Source organism: Exiguobacterium sp. ZOR0005 (genome assembly GCF_000798975.1).
In the GTDB taxonomy this organism is placed as follows: domain Bacteria; phylum Bacillota; class Bacilli; order Exiguobacteriales; family Exiguobacteriaceae; genus Exiguobacterium; species Exiguobacterium aurantiacum.
In genome coordinates, this window is the sequence record NZ_JTLB01000009.1 from 1 (window position 1) to 16,675 (window position 16,675).

At 50.9% G+C, this 16,675-nt stretch carries 17 protein-coding genes and 1 riboswitch; of the genes, 9 read left to right on the forward strand and 8 right to left on the reverse strand.

The window, feature by feature from the left end:
* Positions 1-86: 86 nt before the first annotated feature.
* From L971_RS03110 to L971_RS03125, 4 genes are all read right to left on the reverse strand, one after another.
* Positions 87-1,418 (reverse strand): TrkH family potassium uptake protein, encoded by a 1,332-nt coding sequence (locus tag L971_RS03110; RefSeq protein ID WP_047374282.1) that lies wholly within the window; start codon positions 1,416-1,418, stop codon positions 87-89.
* Positions 1,415-1,834, reverse strand: a complete 420-nt coding sequence (locus L971_RS03115; RefSeq protein WP_052200248.1) for a TrkA family potassium uptake protein — start codon at positions 1,832-1,834, stop codon at positions 1,415-1,417. Before L971_RS03115 ends, L971_RS03110 begins: the two co-directional genes overlap by 4 nt.
* A gap of 27 nt (positions 1,835-1,861) precedes the next feature.
* Positions 1,862-1,985: riboswitch (cyclic di-AMP (ydaO/yuaA leader) on the reverse strand.
* Positions 1,986-2,205: 220 nt separating this feature from the next.
* Complete coding sequence (locus L971_RS03120) at positions 2,206-2,784, reverse strand: metallophosphoesterase (RefSeq protein WP_024372131.1); 579 nt, start codon at positions 2,782-2,784, stop codon at positions 2,206-2,208.
* Positions 2,781-3,272: a YajQ family cyclic di-GMP-binding protein gene (locus tag L971_RS03125; RefSeq protein ID WP_024372130.1), complete on the reverse strand. Its 492-nt coding sequence runs from the start codon at positions 3,270-3,272 to the stop codon at positions 2,781-2,783. The genes L971_RS03120 and L971_RS03125 overlap by 4 nt, the downstream gene beginning before the upstream one ends.
* Positions 3,273-3,341: 69 nt before the next feature.
* Here L971_RS03125 and pulA point away from each other — a divergent pair, with 69 nt between their 5' ends.
* A complete protein-coding gene (pulA, locus tag L971_RS03130) occupies positions 3,342-5,333 on the forward strand; it encodes a type I pullulanase (protein WP_029333782.1) in 1,992 nt (663 codons plus the stop codon).
* 18 nt (positions 5,334-5,351) lie between these two features.
* Here pulA and L971_RS14905 read toward each other — a convergent pair whose 3' ends face one another.
* The gene (locus L971_RS14905; RefSeq protein ID WP_081977035.1) at positions 5,352-5,516 is read right to left on the reverse strand and encodes a YycC family protein; all 165 of its coding nucleotides are present in this window, start codon (positions 5,514-5,516) and stop codon (positions 5,352-5,354) included.
* Positions 5,517-5,656: 140 nt separating this feature from the next.
* Between L971_RS14905 and L971_RS03135 the strand changes: the two genes are divergently transcribed.
* The 4 genes from L971_RS03135 to L971_RS03150 all read left to right on the forward strand — a co-directional run bounded on the left by L971_RS03135 (position 5,657) and on the right by L971_RS03150 (position 10,368).
* Entirely contained in the window at positions 5,657-6,448 is a 792-nt protein-coding gene (locus L971_RS03135; RefSeq protein ID WP_024372128.1) for a hypothetical protein, read from the forward strand.
* A 103-nt stretch (positions 6,449-6,551) separates the two neighbouring features.
* Positions 6,552-8,675, forward strand: a complete 2,124-nt coding sequence (locus L971_RS03140; RefSeq protein ID WP_047374284.1) for an MMPL family transporter — start codon at positions 6,552-6,554, stop codon at positions 8,673-8,675.
* 254 nt (positions 8,676-8,929) lie between these two features.
* Positions 8,930-9,565 (forward strand): YitT family protein, encoded by a 636-nt coding sequence (locus L971_RS03145; protein ID WP_024372126.1) that lies wholly within the window; start codon positions 8,930-8,932, stop codon positions 9,563-9,565.
* Between the two features lie 80 nt (positions 9,566-9,645).
* Positions 9,646-10,368, forward strand: coding sequence for a YwiC-like family protein (locus L971_RS03150; RefSeq protein WP_029333778.1), 723 nt, complete (start codon positions 9,646-9,648; stop codon positions 10,366-10,368).
* A 19-nt stretch (positions 10,369-10,387) separates the two neighbouring features.
* Here the strand turns inward: L971_RS03150 and L971_RS03155 are convergent, their stop codons facing one another.
* Positions 10,388-11,335 (reverse strand): DUF4003 family protein, encoded by a 948-nt coding sequence (locus tag L971_RS03155; protein WP_231557554.1) that lies wholly within the window; start codon positions 11,333-11,335, stop codon positions 10,388-10,390.
* Positions 11,336-11,492: 157 nt separating this feature from the next.
* On the opposite strand from L971_RS03155, the gene L971_RS03160 reads away from it, so the two are divergent.
* Positions 11,493-11,963: a DUF2243 domain-containing protein gene (locus L971_RS03160; protein ID WP_024372123.1), complete on the forward strand. Its 471-nt coding sequence runs from the start codon at positions 11,493-11,495 to the stop codon at positions 11,961-11,963.
* Between the two features lie 5 nt (positions 11,964-11,968).
* Positions 11,969-12,754 (forward strand): cytochrome c oxidase assembly protein, encoded by a 786-nt coding sequence (locus L971_RS03165; protein ID WP_081977036.1) that lies wholly within the window; start codon positions 11,969-11,971, stop codon positions 12,752-12,754.
* Positions 12,755-12,836: 82 nt separating this feature from the next.
* On the opposite strand, the gene L971_RS03170 is transcribed toward L971_RS03165, so the two are convergent.
* Both L971_RS03170 and L971_RS03175 read right to left on the reverse strand, forming a co-directional pair.
* Complete coding sequence (locus L971_RS03170) at positions 12,837-13,268, reverse strand: YbjN domain-containing protein (protein ID WP_016509669.1); 432 nt, start codon at positions 13,266-13,268, stop codon at positions 12,837-12,839.
* A gap of 65 nt (positions 13,269-13,333) precedes the next feature.
* On the reverse strand, positions 13,334-13,600 hold the full coding sequence (locus L971_RS03175) for a metal-sensitive transcriptional regulator (protein WP_024372121.1): 267 nt from the start codon (positions 13,598-13,600) through the stop codon (positions 13,334-13,336).
* Positions 13,601-13,888: 288 nt separating this feature from the next.
* Here L971_RS03175 and L971_RS03180 point away from each other — a divergent pair, with 288 nt between their 5' ends.
* Complete coding sequence (locus tag L971_RS03180) at positions 13,889-14,194, forward strand: rhodanese-like domain-containing protein (protein ID WP_024372120.1); 306 nt, start codon at positions 13,889-13,891, stop codon at positions 14,192-14,194.
* On the forward strand, positions 14,191-16,662 hold the full coding sequence (locus L971_RS03185) for a CoA-disulfide reductase (RefSeq protein ID WP_047374290.1): 2,472 nt from the start codon (positions 14,191-14,193) through the stop codon (positions 16,660-16,662). Before L971_RS03180 ends, L971_RS03185 begins: the two co-directional genes overlap by 4 nt.
* The last annotated feature ends 13 nt before the right edge of the window (positions 16,663-16,675 follow it).

Sequence of the window (16,675 nt, forward strand, 5' to 3'; positions counted from 1 at the left end):
GGGGACCGGCGATTCATCTCCCACCTACGCTGGGCCATGCCCTGAGACGCTTAGAGGTGGGAGAATTCTCGCCTAAATCAGTTAAATTATCCTGTAAAGACGTCTTCTTTTGGATAACGGAATTGATCTTTTGTGGATTTGGCGAGCGCAAAGGCTAATGTTACTGGTCCGACTCGTCCAACAATCATGAGAATCATGACGATTATTTTCCCCAACGCTGACAACTCTCCGGTCAGTCCCATAGATAGACCAACTGTACCAAATGCGGAAAAGGCTTCAAAAATGATACTTAAGTAATCGGCAGACTGTTCGGTATACGACAGTAAAAAAATACTGACTGCTACAAATCCCAAACTGATAACCAAAATGGAAAGAGCGCGAATGACAATACTTTCAGAAATTCTTCTCCCGAACACGACAGCATCTCGATTTCCTTTCAAATAAGCGCGCACTGTAACGATAATAATTAAAATCGTCGTCAACTTAATACCGCTTCCGGTTGAGGCGCTACCTGCTCCGATAAACATGAGCATAATAATCAACGTCAATGTACTCGGCTCTAAACTCGCGATATCAAGTGTGTTAAATCCCGCCGTTCGTGGTGTCACTGCCTGGAAGTAAGATCCCCAAAGCTTGTCAGACCAAGATAAAGAACCTAACGTATCTTGGTTATTAAATTCAAGTAAAAAGATAAGGAACATCACGATTAAATTCAATGTAAAGGTTCCGACTAACATCAACTTGGAGTGAAGTGAAAGTGTTTTAAATCTTCGCTTATGAACGAGGTCGTAAATAACTGTGAATCCAATCCCACCTGTAATGAAGAGCATCGTAATGATCATGTTCACGACAGGGTCACCAACATAATTCGATAGACTTTCTCCCCATAACGAAAACCCAGCGTTATTAAATGCCGAGACGGCATGAAATAAACTCGTAAAAAGACCAAAGCCCCATCCGTACTCAGGAACCCAACGCATCGCCAAAATGGCCGTGGCAATCAATTCCATCATCGTTGAGAAAGCGAGCAATAAAATTACGAGTCTGACAATTCCTCCTGTTGCTGTTTGGTTTAATGATTCTTGAACGAGGATGCGTTCTCTTAGCCCGATTCGCTTTCCTAAAATCAGGATAATAAGAAGCGCAAATGACATAAGGCCTAGCCCTCCGATTTTCATCAATATCATAATGATGATTTGTCCGAACATCGTAAAACTAGTTCCAGTGTCAACAACGACTAATCCTGTAACGGTGGTAGCAGACGTTGCTGTAAAAAGTGCATCCAGAAAAGTGATGGACTGTGTTGTGGAAATGGGAAGCTTCAACAAGAGGGCTCCGATAAAGATTGTAACCGTAAAGCCGATAGCGACGATTTGTGGCGGTGTGAGTCTCTTTTGATCCGTTAATCTAAGATTCATGAATGTAACTCCACTGTCGACCATCTTGCTGCATAATGTTGAATCATTTCTTTTTCAGGCTCGAGAATGTCTTCGACACCTATCCGCATTAACAGTTTGCGATGGCGTGCGTGTACAGCTTTAACACTAAACCGGACGTCTCGTTCGCTCAAATACATGGCTACAATCAAACTGTCTTCAATTCGATCACCGAGCGCTACGATGACATGGTCTACGTTCAAAATACCAGTCCGTTGCAATGCTTCTTCATCGGTTGCATCTAACTGGAAAGATTGCGTTGTTAAGGCGTGATAACGTTGAATTTTCCCTTCATCATAATCAATAGCTAAGATGTCATGTCCATTTTGCATCAATACTTGACATAACTCACTCCCAAAATGACCCAATCCGATAACTCCATACATCTTACGTTTCATAGAAACGTCCTCCTCAAACTATATAGACTTATCTCTTCTGATCGCTTACGAAGTTAGCTGTCGGGTTAGGAGCAAAGAGGACCCCTCGAATATCCGTTAACCCCAATTAATGGTTCCCCCGTTCCATAAAAGGATTCAGCGTGTTGAGTGATGGATGAACATAAATTTACTCCTCGAATAACATCCAGTCAATCATATTTTTGAAGGTGATCGGGCATTGAAAGCTTTAATTAAATAAGAAGTAAGCAAGGGGAAATGAATGTAAAATTTTAACCTCAAATCTTCACAATTACCTAATAATTACAACCGAAAAATAGAAAAGAGGATTTCCCTAGAGAAATCCTCAAAAAAAGTATTGTAGAAACAAACAGTCATGCCTTCATCCGTGTGACCGTCCGTGCATCCGTGTCGTACAGGCACCATTCACGGTCAAAGATGACGGCGCCGACGTTGATGACGTAGCGTTTCTTCTTCAACTTGAACGGTGTCCCGATTTCCCACGGGATCGAGCGTCCTTTCCGGTAAATACCCGGAATGTGGCTGTGGCCGATGAAGACGAGCGGGTACTTGCCTTTCTCGACGAGCGGTTCCCAGTCTTCGTTCCACTTCACTTGATGACCATGTAGGAACAGCGCCTCATCGAGCGTTGTCTGTTCCGGGAGGAGCGAGATGCGCGTCTTGACCGGATGTGAGACGACGAGCACCTCGTCGATTCGTTCTTCTTGATTGCCGCGCAGGCTCGGGAACGTGAGGAGCGCCTCGTAGTCCGGGTCGTACGTCACGACGTCCGTCACATCGCGAAACCTTTCGTTGCGCCGTTTTTTGCCGATATGGCACTCGTACAAGTCACCGAGGCAAAGGATATGTTCCGTCTCGCGGCGGACGGACTCGAGCACGGCTTTCAAATCAGCGAACGAACCGTGCGGGTCACTGATGATGGCGAGTTTCATCGGTAGTTTGTGAACTGGGCGTCAACCGACAACTCGAGCTCGCGGACGAGCTGCATGACAGCTTGCAGGTCATCACGTGACTTGGCCGTCACGCGGATTTGATCGTCTTGAATTTGTGATTTCACTTTCAACTTCGACTCTTTGATGGCGGTGTTGATTTTTTTCGCGTCATCTTTATCGATCCCGCTCTTCAATTTGACGCGTTGACGGACCGTTCCGCCGAGCGCGCGCTCGACTTTTTGATAGTCGAGGTTTTTCGTCGGGACGCCACGCTTGATCAATTTCGTAATCATGACGTCTTTCAACTGTTCGAGCTTATAGTCGTCATCTGAGACGAGGACAAGGTCGCCGTTATCGAGTGACATCTCGCTTTTCGACCCTTTGAAATCGTAACGGTTCAAGATTTCTTTTTCGGCGATTTGGATCGCGTTCTTCACTTCTTCGAGGTTCATTTCTGACACAATATCAAAAGAATTGTCTTTTGCCATGTTTCATCCATCCTTTATGAGGGTTTTGTTATAATGATAGCAGATTTGAAGTAGTGAAGGAGTGAAAGAATGGAACGTACTATTGATCAACAGACAAATGTAGATTTAGATCATATGGCTTATCACGGAAAAGATCTCGGGGTGACGTTTAAAAGTGACTTCATCCGGTTGCGAGTCTGGTCGCCAGTCGCCACAGAAATGGCTGTCAAACTGTACCGGACGCCACGGGCCCGTAAGTTTGAACGGATGGCGCTTGAGCAGGCAGAGAAAGGAACGTGGGTCATTGAACTCGATCGCTCGTTCGAAGGACAGTTTTACGTGTTCGAGGCGGTCGTTGACGGCAAGCGTGTCGAGTCGCTCGACCCGTATGCGAAAGTCGTCGGTGTCAACGGCAAACGCGGATGTCTTCTCGACCCATCTGCGCTTAATCCTGACCATTGGGTGAAAGAACGTCCGCTCTTCCACTCTTCGCAAGAAGCGGTCATCTATGAGGCACACGTCCGCGACTTGACGAGCCATCCGGACAGCGGCGTCATGCATCGTGGTAAATTCCTCGGCATGACCGAGGTCGGCACGAAGACGCCGAACGGCTATCCGACCGGACTCGACTACATCACCTCGCTCGGCATCACGCATCTACAGCTCATGCCGTTTTTCGACTACGGGTCGGTCAATGAGTCAAAAGAGAGTGAAGACAATTACAATTGGGGCTACGATCCGGTGCATTACTTTGCCGTCGAAGGTTCTTACGCGTCATCCGCGGACGACCCGGCCGCTCGCATCATCGAGTTGAAGGCGATGATTCAAGCGCTCCATGACCGCGGGATCCGTGTCATCATGGACGTCGTCTTCAATCATACGTACGATGCAGCAACGACACCGCTCGGTCAATTCGTACCTGACTATTATTATCGCTTGAACGAGGACGGGACACTCGCTGACGGATCAGCTTGTGGAAACGATACGGCATCGGAGCGGGCAATGATGCGGAAACTGATCATCGAATGCGTCACGTATTGGGCGAAGGAGTTCATGATTGACGGATTCCGTTTCGACTTGATGGGGCTGCATGACGTCAAGACGATGAACCAAGTCCGCAAAGCGCTCGACCGCGTCGACCCTTCGATTCTCGTCATCGGAGAAGGATGGGACCTCGATACGCCACTCTCGGTACGAAAGAAAGCGAACCAACATAACGCCCGGAAGATGCCGCGCATCGCCCAATTCAACGATGCCATCCGCGACGGTGTCCGCGGTGACGTGTTCATCGAGGACTTGCCAGGTTGGGTGAGCGGCAACCTCGACATGACGGCTGATGTGAAACGCGGCATCGCCGGTGCGGTCACGAGTCAAAGCTTTGCCGACGAACCGAACCAAGTCGTCAACTACGTCGAGTGCCATGACAACTTGACGCTCTGGGACAAGCTCGCCGTGACGAACCCGGACGATGACGAGACGACACGTCGCCGCCGCCATCGTCTCGCGACGACGATCGTGTTGCTCGGGCAAGGCATCCCGTTCCTCCATAGCGGACAGGAATTCTTCCGGACAAAAGACGGAGACGAGAACAGTTTCAACTCCGGTGAAGTCATCAACCGCTTGGACTGGAGCCGGGCCGAAGTCGAGACGCCGAGCGTCGAGTACGTCAAAGGCTTGATCAGTTTACGAAAGCAGTATCCGTTGTTCCGCCTCGAGAACGCGGAGCAGATCCGGAAACATTTACGCTTCTTTGATGAGGAAGAGGGCGTGATCGCATACGAGCTGCATCGCCACGTCGAAGGGTACGTGGAACGCCACCTCGTCTACCATAACGGTCTTGAGGAGGCGGTCGACGTGAAGCTGCCGTCCGGGAAGTTCGAAGTGAACGTCGAGGATCATACGGTCAACTTGACGGCGCCGCGGCTCGTCGAAGATCGGCACATGACGATCGCCCCGTTATCGACGCTCGTCGTGACCGAACGTCGTCCAGACTACAGCAAATACGCTGTCGCCGGCGGAGCGGCGCTCGCCATCCTCGGTCTCTGGTATGTGGCGAAAAAACGGAAAAACAAGCAAAAGTAAGCAAGAGAAAAGGAGACGTCATTCCGTCTCCTTTTCCTCGTTCGCTTCCGATTGTGAGGCTTCAAGTTGCATCATTTTTTGGACGAGGATATGTTTTGGCATATGCATCAAGTCTTCGAGCGGGACGTTTAGCTTCTTGGCAAGTTCGACAGCTGTCTCGGGTGACAGTTGAAGTGGGCGCATGAGAAACCCTCCTTTCTATAAATGGATTAGCTATCGCCAGTATACAGGAAATCAAGGCGAAATGAGAATGTGTTCGATGAACACATTCAAAATCGTCAAATCGTTCGGGCGTTGCTAAGCTAAAGCTAGGAAGTGATCAAATGTACAAACAAGTCGCAGACTATCAATTTCATCAGACGGTCGAATGGTTAGAGCGTGTCGGTGGAGGATGGATGTTATATTTGGCGCAAACGGGCTTTTTATTCTTTGATGAGACGTTCCACATCCAATGGGAACTCGAATGGGAATGGACCCCATGTGCCCTGTTTATAGAACCACATAGAAAGATTGCCGTCGCACTGTTCCGTGATCGGCAGACGTACGGCATCATCGACCTCGCGAGAGGAACGATGGAAAGTCATCCGCTACCACGCGCGTTTCATGACGATTGGTTCAGCAATTTATACCATTGGCAAGGGGACGACCTGTTCCTGTACTCGGCCGAATCCGATATTGCGGCGCTCAATGTGAGCGACAAGACGTTTCGTTACAGCCGGTACGAGGAAGTCCCGACGTTCGGAGCCATTATCGAGCTGGCGTATCAACCAGACTACGACTTTGAACGTTTCACGGCCCCTGGTCTCGTCACGTTGTATGACGAACGAAATCGCCGATTCCTCGTCGAGGACGTCGGTGCCAAAGAGCGCTGGATCATTCCATACGGGGGGGAACGCGATACCGTCATCGTCGATCAAATCGGTGAGACGACTGCGATCACATCGTCGACAGCGTTCCAGCTGTTTGGACGTGAGCGCGAACTGTTTTCTTCTGAAGTATGTGCTGAAAATGAATTATTGAAAGTCGTTTTGCTAGACGAGGCGGGCGACCGACTCGTCGTCTTATCAACGCCGCGTCGCTTTTGTCACAGTTGGCTTCAAGTGTTCGAGCGTTGATGTTCCTGAACCCGATCAAGGTTCAGGAATTTTTTGTGAAGACTCTAGTGAAAGCCTGAGAAAACGGGAAGAGTCTTCTTAGACGGAGAGGAGTGGGGAAAGTATGGAACGATTAGGACACACGTTAGTCCGATGGCGCTACATAGTCGTCGCGATTTGGACCGTATTATTGGCGGTATCGGTGTATTTTGGATTGCAACTCCCGGGCGAATTGCGAGGCAACGGTTTTGCCATTCAAGACGGACGGTTCGCCCAAGTCGAGGACAAGTTGAATGATCGGTTCGACCGAGCCGGTGCCTCGATGATCGTGTTGCTTGAAGGCGGGGACCTCGATGCCGCGCTCGAAGAGCAACGCGAACAACTCGAAGCGGTAAACGGTGTCGATGGGATCATCACGCCGGATGAGAATCCAGACGCGCGGTCTGGGGACGTCGCATATTTACTCTTGGAGTTTAACGACTATGAGACGGCCGAGGCGTCCATCGAGGACGTCCGCAACGCCCTCATTCAAAACAGTGACACTGAAATCCGTTTGACCGGTGAGCCGGTCTTTGCCGATGACTTGAACGAGGCGTCGAAAAACGATTTGATTCGAGCCGAATTGATTGGGATACCGGTCGCGCTCGTCGTCCTCTTGCTCGTGTTCGGCACGCCGCTCGCGGCGTTCATGCCGCTCTTTGTCGGTGTGATCACGTTCATCGTTGCGGCCGGATCGCTTTTCTTCTTCGCTCAGACGATGGAACTGTCCATTTTCGTCTTGAACGCGGTGGCGATGATTGCGATCGCGCTTGGCATCGACTTCTCGCTCCTGCTCGTCAACCGCTACCGTGAAGAGTTAGCGAAAGGGAAGTCACGGGAAGCGGCCATTGTCCGCACGGTCGCGACCGCGGGCCGATCGATTCTGTTCTCCGGCCTTTGTGTGTTCGTCGGCTTGGCCGGTCTCTTGTTCATTCAAGTGGACGTTTTCCAAGCCATCGCGCTCGGCGCGCTCATCGCCGTCGCCGGTGCCGTCTTATCGGCACTCACGCTCTTGCCGTCAGCGCTTTACATCGTCGGTGACGCGATCAACAAAGGGCGCCTCATCAAGACGAATGAGGTCCGTTCCGAAGTGCGCTGGCAACAGCTCGCCCGTTTCGTCATGAAACGTCCGGTCGTCATGACGCTCGTCGCGCTTCTCCTCTTGTTGCCGAGCCTCTGGTTCGTCCGCGACTTGGAACTCAATATTCCGGACGCCGATGCGCTCCCGACGTCGTATGAGTCGCGCGCTGCCTTGGAACGTTGGGACGATGTGTTCGGCGCCACCGCGACGGATGCGGTCCTCTTGTTCGAGACGAACGATTTGACCAATTCGATGATTCTCGATGAATTGACGGCGCTCACCGATGAGTTGAACGAAGATCCGATTGTTGACAACGTCACGACGTTCTTGACGGCATCGGGGCTCGAACCGGAAGCGTTCCAACAACTCGCCGAAGTCGCTCCCGAACAGCTCGAGGCGTTCGACCGTCTCGTCACACTCGATGGCGATACGAACCTCGCTCTCGTCAACGTCAGCTTTGATGTTCCACCAAGCGACAAGGAAGCGCAGGCGTTCGTCCGCGATTGGCGTGAGAAAGGGTTCGAGGTCGGAGGGCCAGCCGCGTTCAACGAAGAGATTTATGAAGAGATATATGACAGCATCCCGTATGCGGTCATCACGGTCATTTTGGCGACGTTCGTCATCCTCATGTGGGCGTTCCGTTCCATTCTGATTCCGATCAAGGCGATCATCATGAACGTGCTCGGTCTCGGGGCGACGTTTGGACTTCTCGTCATTATCTTCGAGTCGGGTTACGTCTATGACGCCGAGACGATCAGTATTTTGACACCGGTGTTCATCTTCTCGCTCGTCTTTGGCCTCTCGATGGACTACGAGGTGTTCCTCGTTTCGCGGATCGAGGAATATTACCGGGAGACGGGGGATAACGATTACGCGACAGAGATGGGGCTAGCGAAGACGAGTAAAATCATCACGTCGGCCGCCATCATCATGATTGTCGTGACGGGTGCGTTCGCGTTCACCGGTGTCAGTCCGATCAAACAGCTCGGGGTCGGGATCGCGCTCGCCATCTTCATCGATGCGACGATTATTCGGATTCTTCTCGTCCCGTCCTTGATGAAACTGTTCGGGGATTGGAACTGGTGGTGGTTCGGAAAGAAAAATTTACCGAAACGTAACCTTCATTAAATGTACATTTAATGAAACACTCGTCAAAGTATGTTAAAATAGTCCCATGATTACGCGCATTTATGGGAAAGGAAGGTCTTTATGGACACCGAGAGGGCATGGCCTCTGTTTCAATTGCCGGACTTCTAGCGTTGAGTTTTTACAGATGAAAGCAATGTAAAAATCAACAAACGGAAGATCGGAGATGGAACAGATGGAACCGCGGCTACGACTGAGGATCCTCCTCTCCGTTGAAAACGGGGAGGACAATCGGAATGAAACGAGTTGCTACCATAGTGCTCGGAACGCTGATCATGGCGTTCGGTTATTATTATTTGAATGAACAGTTTGGTTTGGCTGAAGGGGGCTTTGTCGGGTTAGCATTACTCGGCCGCTATTTATTTGATATCGATCCAGCGATCTCGATGATCGTACTCGATATCCCCTTCTTTTTAATCGCCCTTTGGTGGAAAGGCTGGCGTTTCGTCGGACAAGCGGTGCTTGCGGCGGCGTCACTTTCGCTCAGCTATGCGATGTGGGACCGGCTCGACCTGTTGACGTTTGACATCCAAGTATGGCCGGCAACGCTCTTTGCCGCGATCGCAAGTGGGATCGTGACCGGTTACGGTCTCGGTCTCGTCTTGAAGTCAGGCGGAGCGACGGGCGGGGACGACTTGTTCGCGCTCGGTTTGTCGAAGTGGACCGGCGTATCGGTCGGAACGATCCTCATCATATTCGATGTGATCGTCTTGGCGATCTCGCTCATCTACTTGCCATTGTCGAACGCGCTCTATACGCTCGTCGCCGTCGCAATCGCGGGACGTGTCGTCACGAAGATGTTGACGGAAGACGTTGTCGAAATCGTCGTGCCAAGTGTGACCAAACTGAAAACAAAAAACGATCTCGCGTGAGATCGTTTTTTGTTTTGTAAAATTTATCACAGTTATACTGCTCCCGTTCTTCTACACTAAACAGAGAAGGAGGGGGTCACATGAAATGGATGATTCCAAAACAGCACGGCGCCTGGTCGATGCTGATTTTACCGTTCTTGCTCGGCGGCATCGTCGGGGGCTGGACGCTCGTCCACATCCCGTTCGCCATTGCTTGGCTGTTCGTTTATATGGGGACGTTTTTCTTGTTCCAATACATCAAGCAACGAAAGAAGTCGCCAGAACTGTTGCGCACGGTCGCGACGTATTTGACGATTGCAATCGTCGCCGCCATCCCGGTGTTTCTAGCCGAGTGGCGTCTCGTCTGGTTCGTCCTTGCCATGATTCCGTTCGGCCTCGTCAACGCCTATTTCGCTAAAATCAAGGATGAGCGCAACGTCTGGAACGACGTCAGTGCCGTCACCTCGTTTTGTATCGGTGGGATGGCGAGTTATTATCTCGGGGCACGTGCCTTGGACGGGACGATAGTATGGATGTTCGTCTTGCCGTACTTATATTTCCTCGGCAGTATCTTTTTCGTCAAGACGATGATTCGGGAGAAAAAGAGCCTGTTTTATCGCAACGTATCATGGGGATATCATGGCTTGCTCGTCACCATTTTCATCGTCCTCGGCTACCCGATGCTCGCACTCGCTTACGTGCCGAGTCTCATGCGGGCGGTTGCGTTCTATGGAAAAAAGATCCCCATCATGAAGATCGGGATCGTGGAGATTGCCAACTCTGTGTTCGTGTTGGTATGTTTGAGCGTATATTTGTACACGTAGAAGGGGCGACCCTTCTTTTTTAGTTGTTCGATGATGTGCTCGAGATGACGGCCACGGTCGCAGCTGCCGTCGCGGCCTGCTGCATGGCGAGCAGATGGGCGAACGTGCCATGTAGGAGCAACTCACTCGCCTCTTCCGTAATATGTTCTGCGGCGACGAGTTGTAAAGCGACGGTCAGGCTATGCGTGTTGAACCAACGCTGTTTCTCGGTTTCAGCTAGGACGATGTCGGCCACGGCCTGGACCGTCTCGTCGGTCGGCTCGGTGACGATTGTGAGCAAGGCGAGCGGTGGCAGATGTTCGTTTCGGACGGTAATCTTTTGCCGTTGTAGCCTCTCTCGCCAAGCGAGGAAACGTGTGACGGCATCGTCTGGAGCGAGTTCGCTGAAGGCGAGCAAATGCGAGACGAGCTGCAGTTCGTTCGAGCGGGACACATGAACCTTCAGCGCCTCGTAGTACGTTTCGATCCGTTCGTTCAAACCGTCATGGTCGTCAAACGCTTGGAGGAGGACGAGCGCCGACAACAGGTCTTCTTCGCTCGTCAGCCACGGGTGATGTTGCTTGAACGTTTGATAGAGGGCACTTGCCTCGTCGAGACGGCGCTCCGGCTCGTCGACGTTCAGTAGCTGGCTCGCGATGAACGGACGTAACGTGCTGTAGCGGAAGTGTTTTCGGTCGAGCAGCTGATCGAGCCGCAGTGCCTCATCGATGGCCGGGGCGACGTCCTCATATTTGGCATCGAGGAACGATAACCAGACGAGGCTGTTCGTCCCGCGAAACTTCGAGAACATGCCCGTCTTTTGTTTTAAGGCAGTTTGTGCCGTCTCGAAACGTGTTGAATCGAACGCCATATCGTGGATGGCATAGTTGATGGCCATCAGTCTTCGGAAGTCATCGGTGAGTGACCATTTGGTCGCTTGTTTAATCGCTTCGAACGCATCAAGGTAATGAGTATAACGCTTCATCATCTGAAAACCTCCTTTTTCTACATACGACAAGTACAACGAAAATGTTTCAACACGTGAGCCTCTCTTCGGAAGAGAAAGAGAAAACGTTTAGTTGGAAACGAGAAGGGAATCAATTGGATGTCAGAAGATTCTGGTTTTAACTAGGGGGTGTAAAGGGATGGAGAGGCGTCCTTATGCGCAAGCGTTTCGAAATTTCGGTTCAGGATTTCTATTCGGGATCGGGCTCATCGCATTTGTTGATGAAGTGGTTTTCCATCAACTGCTCGCATGGCATCACTTTTATGATAAATCCACTTTGAAGGTCGGCTTATTTTCAGATGGCCTGTTCCACGCCTTTAGTTGGTTCGCCACCGTCGCGTCCTTGTTTTTATTAGCTGATCTACGTAGACGACAGTCTTTTTGGATGAAGAGATGGATGAGCGGGGTGCTCATCGGAGTAGGGTTCTTCCAATTGTACGACGGGATCGTCCATCATAAGCTTTTTCAGCTTCATCAAATTCGCTATGGCGTGAACATCCTTCCTTATGATCTCGTCTGGAACATTACGGCTGCCTTGATCTTAATCGGTGGTCTCATTCTGTTCAACCAGACACAAAAGCGGAAGAGACTGGCGGAAGAAGGGGGATGAGTGACATGCATTCCCACATGCACGTACCCGGTGGTGGGTATGAGACGATTGTCTTAATCTTGTTGCTGATCGCGCTCGTCGTTTATCCACTCGCCGCCGTGATGACGAGTCGCGCCTATAAATCGTGGCCGCTTCATCGCTACGGCTTATGGGTCGCCGGCATCTTAACAGCGGGACTCGCGCTCATCGGACCTTTGGCAGCCTACGCCCATACCAATTTTGTCGGTCATATGATTGGACACTTGCTTCTTGGAATGTTGGCGCCGCTTCTTCTTGCCTTAGCGGCACCGATGACGTTGATGTTACGGACGTTACGTGTAGAGGCGGCTCGACGAGTAACCCGGTTATTAAAAATCCGCATTTTCCAATTCATCATGAATCCTGCTACGGCAGCTGTTCTTAACATCGGAGGACTATACGTGCTCTACATGACGAACGTTTATTCGCTCATGCACGAATCGACTTCGTTGTATGCGTTAGTCCATCTACACGTATTTTTGGCAGGGTATATATTCACAATTTCAATCATTTATGTGGACATCACCTCGCACCGCTACAGTTATCTGTATCGAGCGACGATGTTGGTACTCGCCTTGGCCGGACACAAAATATTGGCAAAACTGATTTATGCTAACCCGCCTCACAGAGTACCGAGAGTGGAGGCGGAGGCAGGTGCGCTTTGGATGTATTACGGTGGTGATGCGGTCGATTTGGTCTTAATCATTATTCTTTGTTACCAATGGTATAAAGCGACAGCACCTCGCCATCTTGCGTTAGATAAAAACGGCTAACGGTAAGGAAAAAGACGATTCTCCCGAACAATCGGAGGAATCGTCTTTTTGGCTGGCGACTAACGTCGTCAGAAAATAGTGGTCATTGGACTTGCGTGTACAACTTCTGCATGTACTCGTTCACTTCGTCGGCCGCTTGGAACATCATGAATGAATGTTGCAAGATGATCTCCGGTGAAAAGCCGAGGTCGAGGTCGAGCGTCGAAGCGAGCGTGACATCACGGTCGCTGTCGAGGACACAACGGAAGTATTTGAACTCTTGGTTGAACTCGTTCAATGCGTTGAGGATCGGTAAATCTTCGACGTAGTCCGGCACGTGCGTCACGGTCGCGGCATAAAGCTCGGCGTCCGTCGTTTTTTTGTTGAAGGCGATAATCATAACGGGTTGAGCCCCGGATTTAGTCGTTTCACGCGTTAAAAACGTGACGTGCGTTTCAGTCTCGCTCTCTTTGAACGTCATGTTGCGTTCTGCGACGAGCGCTTTGAATGATTCTACTTTTTCTTCGAAGTTCACAAGAAATCCCCCTTAAAAGTCGTTACTCTAACTTTCCCCCATTTGGGAGGGGAAAGCAAGGGGAACTAGCGTTTCATCAACATTTTGATGGCTTCTTCGACCGTTTCAGACGTATCTTCGCCATCTTGTTGGGCTGTAATGATGCACTGCTCCAAGTTTTTCGCGACGATGATCGTCGAGGCGCGGTCGAGCGCCGAACGGGCCGCGCTCAATTGGGTGACGACGTCCCGGCATTCTTTGCCTTCTTCCATCATGCGGATGATGGCTTTGATCTGACCTTCGACGCGTTTCATCCGGTTCAACACTTTCGTGTCATATTGGTATTGTTCCATGTCTGTTCACCTCTATAGTAAAAATCGTTCAGTAACCCAACTATTTATTGTGTAGTCTCATCTTAATACGTAGGGGAGTATGTGTCGAGCGACAACCTTTGAAGTGAAGATTTTTAAAAAGTTTGCGGTTTCGTCAAACATATTCCTTGCAATGGGATACCATAGGGGGTATATTAATGACGTGGACGCGCATTGTTCAACGAATCACAAACTTTGTTGGACGCCAGCGACCAAGCTGAGATCAATACCGGATACATGACTATAGAAGAAAAGGATGGATTTACACAGATGAAAGCATCGGCTTTGAAACGACAAATGGATTTTGAAGTACCTGTAAATATCGTCGACGTTCGTGAACGGGACGAATTTCAAGAAGCACACATCGCCGGGGCGAAAAACTACCCGCTCTCTGAACTAGCAGACTGGATCGACACGCTCGACCCGGAGCAAGAATACATCGTCTTATGCCGTTCAGGTGCCCGCAGCACGCAAGCGACTTGGCAAATGGAAGCAAAAGGCTATAAAGTGGTCAATATAGAAGATGGCTTGATGAGTTGGCCAGGTGAAGTCGTCAAAGGAGGAAATGAGCAATGAGTAAAAAAATTGTAATCGTCGGTGGGGTGGCAGGTGGTGCTTCGGCAGCAGCCCGTCTTCGCCGTTTAAATGAAGAGAACCAAATCGTCATGTTCGACCGTGGAGAGTACATCTCGTTCGCGAACTGCGGTCTTCCGTACTACATCGGAGACGTGATCCAAGACCGTCAAAAGTTACTCGTCCAAACGGTCGAAGGGATGAACAAGCGATTCCAACTCGATATCCGTAACTTGACGGAAGTGACGAAAATCAACCGTGCTGAGAAAACGGTATCGGTGAAAAACGTCAAAACGGGTGAGACGTATGATGAGTCATACGACGTCCTCGTCTTGTCGCCAGGTGCGAAACCGATTCGTCCGAACATTCCAGGGATCGAAGAAGCGGAAGACATCTTCACGCTCCGTAACATTCCGGATACGGATAAGATTCGTAGCTACGTTGATGACAAGGCGCCGAAACACGCGACGGTCATCGGTGGCGGTTTCATCGGAATTGAAATGGCTGAAAACTTGCGTGAGCGCGGCGTCGAAGTGACGCTCGTCGAGATGGCCGATCAAGTCATGACACCACTCGACCGTGAGATGGTATCGCCGGTTCACGAGCATATGCGTCTTCATGGCGTCGACCTTCAATTGTCTGACGGTGTTGACTCGTTCTCGGAAAAAGGGAAGCGCGTCCACTTGAAGAGCGGTCGCGTCATCGAAACGGACATGGTCGTCTTGTCGATCGGCGTTGTGCCAGAATCTTCAATCGCGACAGAAGCTGGTCTTGAGACAGGCATCCGTGGCGCGATTCGTGTCAACGAGAAGATGCTCACGTCAGATCCGAACATTTATGCGATCGGCGATGCTGTCGAAGTACTCGACTACGTCTTCCAAGAGCCGACGGTCGTCCCGCTCGCATGGCCGGCTAACCGTCAAGGACGTCTCGTGGCCGACATCATTAACGGCCGTGATGTGAAATACAACGGTACGATGGGGACTGGGATCGCCAAAGTATTTGATATGACGGTCGCGTCGACAGGTTGGAACGAGAAACGTTTGAAAGCTGCCGGTAAAGAGTTTGAAGCCGTTCACGTGCACCCAGGTTCGCACGCCGGGTACTACCCAGGATCGACACCGGTGTCGCTCAAGCTGTTGTTCCATCCGACGACAGGTGAGATCTATGGCGCCCAAGGCGTCGGCATGAACGGTGTCGACAAACGAATCGACGTGATTGCGACAGCGATGAAAGGCGGATTGACGGTCCTCGACCTCCCAGACCTTGAACTCAGCTACGCGCCGCCGTTCAGTTCGGCGAAAGACCCGGTCAACATGATCGGCTACGTCGCCTCGAACGTCGTCCTCGGCGACAACGAAGTCGTCCACTGGGATGAGATTGAAGGCTTGGTCAAAGGCGGCGCGACATTGCTCGACGTCCGTGACGAGTCGGAACACGAACTTGGGAAAATCCCAGGATCGATTAACGTCCCGGTCAACTCGCTTCGTGACAACTTGGACAACTACAGCAAAGACGAAACGATTTACGTGACATGCCAAGTCGGTCTTCGCGGATACCTTGCTGCCCGCATCTTGCGTCAAAACGGCTTCAAAGTGAAGAACTTGAGCGGTGGCTACAAAACATGGTCACAAGTGAAGCGTGATTTTGATGCGATTGAGGAAGGCACGAAGACTGCGGCGGACGAAACAGCCGCGACAGCTACAAAGGAGGCACCACAAGCAATGATGAATGAACCAGTCGGGGAACCGATTTTCCTAGATACGTGCGGTCTGCAATGCCCGGGACCGATCTTAGAAGTAAACAAAAAGGTCGCTGAACTAGGCGAAGGCGAGACACTTCGTGTCCTCGCGAGCGATCCAGGCTTCTTCGCTGACATCGAGGCGTGGGCGAAAAAGACGGGCAACAAACTCGTTTCGAAACAGTTCGTCAACGGTAGAGTCGAAGCGATTCTTCAAAAAGGAAATGGCCCTGCGGCCGTCCCGGCAGGCGCACCAGCAGCTGACGGCGCATCGATGGTCGTCTTCAGCGGTGACCTTGACCGTGCCCTCGCTTCGTTCATCATCGCCCAAGGCGCGGCGGCGATGGGTAAAGAAGTGACGATGTTCTTCACATTCTGGGGACTTAACGTCATCCGTAAACCGGACGCACCGGAAGTGAAGAAACAAGGTCTCGAGAAGATGTTCGGCATGATGATGCCGTCACACGCAGGTGAACTCCCGCTCTCGAACATGAACTTCGCCGGTGTTGGACAGAAGATGATGAAGAAAGTCATGAGTGACAAGAACGTCCCATCACTCGACGAAATGATCAAGTCAGCTCAAGAGGCGGGCGTCAAAATGGTCGCTTGTACGATGTCAATGGACGTCATGGGTATCAAAGAAGAAGAGTTGATCGATGGTATCGACCTCGGTGGTGTGGCAGCATACCTCGGGGCAGCCGAAGGCGGCAACTTGAACCTCTTCATCTAATCGCATCGAATCG

Excerpts from the sequence above, each read along its gene's own strand:
- L971_RS03165 (WP_081977036.1), top strand. The coding sequence starts at position 11,969 with ATGCATTCCCACATGCACGTACCCGGTGGTGGGTATGAGACGATTGTC.
- L971_RS03160 (WP_024372123.1), top strand. The coding sequence starts at position 11,493 with ATGGAGAGGCGTCCTTATGCGCAAGCGTTTCGAAATTTCGGTTCAGGA.
- L971_RS03155 (WP_231557554.1), bottom strand. The coding sequence starts at position 11,335 with ATGATGAAGCGTTATACTCATTACCTTGATGCGTTCGAAGCGATTAAA.
- L971_RS03110 (WP_047374282.1), bottom strand. The coding sequence starts at position 1,418 with ATGAATCTTAGATTAACGGATCAAAAGAGACTCACACCGCCACAAATC.
- L971_RS03125 (WP_024372130.1), bottom strand. The coding sequence starts at position 3,272 with ATGGCAAAAGACAATTCTTTTGATATTGTGTCAGAAATGAACCTCGAA.
- L971_RS03145 (WP_024372126.1), top strand. The coding sequence starts at position 8,930 with ATGAAACGAGTTGCTACCATAGTGCTCGGAACGCTGATCATGGCGTTC.
- pulA (WP_029333782.1), top strand. The coding sequence starts at position 3,342 with ATGGAACGTACTATTGATCAACAGACAAATGTAGATTTAGATCATATG.
- L971_RS03115 (WP_052200248.1), bottom strand. The coding sequence starts at position 1,834 with ATGAAACGTAAGATGTATGGAGTTATCGGATTGGGTCATTTTGGGAGT.
- L971_RS03185 (WP_047374290.1), top strand. The coding sequence starts at position 14,191 with ATGAGTAAAAAAATTGTAATCGTCGGTGGGGTGGCAGGTGGTGCTTCG.
- L971_RS03120 (WP_024372131.1), bottom strand. The coding sequence starts at position 2,784 with ATGAAACTCGCCATCATCAGTGACCCGCACGGTTCGTTCGCTGATTTG.
- L971_RS03140 (WP_047374284.1), top strand. The coding sequence starts at position 6,552 with ATGGAACGATTAGGACACACGTTAGTCCGATGGCGCTACATAGTCGTC.
- L971_RS03150 (WP_029333778.1), top strand. The coding sequence starts at position 9,646 with ATGAAATGGATGATTCCAAAACAGCACGGCGCCTGGTCGATGCTGATT.
- L971_RS03180 (WP_024372120.1), top strand. The coding sequence starts at position 13,889 with ATGAAAGCATCGGCTTTGAAACGACAAATGGATTTTGAAGTACCTGTA.
- L971_RS03135 (WP_024372128.1), top strand. The coding sequence starts at position 5,657 with ATGTACAAACAAGTCGCAGACTATCAATTTCATCAGACGGTCGAATGG.
- L971_RS14905 (WP_081977035.1), bottom strand. The coding sequence starts at position 5,516 with ATGCGCCCACTTCAACTGTCACCCGAGACAGCTGTCGAACTTGCCAAG.
- L971_RS03175 (WP_024372121.1), bottom strand. The coding sequence starts at position 13,600 with ATGGAACAATACCAATATGACACGAAAGTGTTGAACCGGATGAAACGC.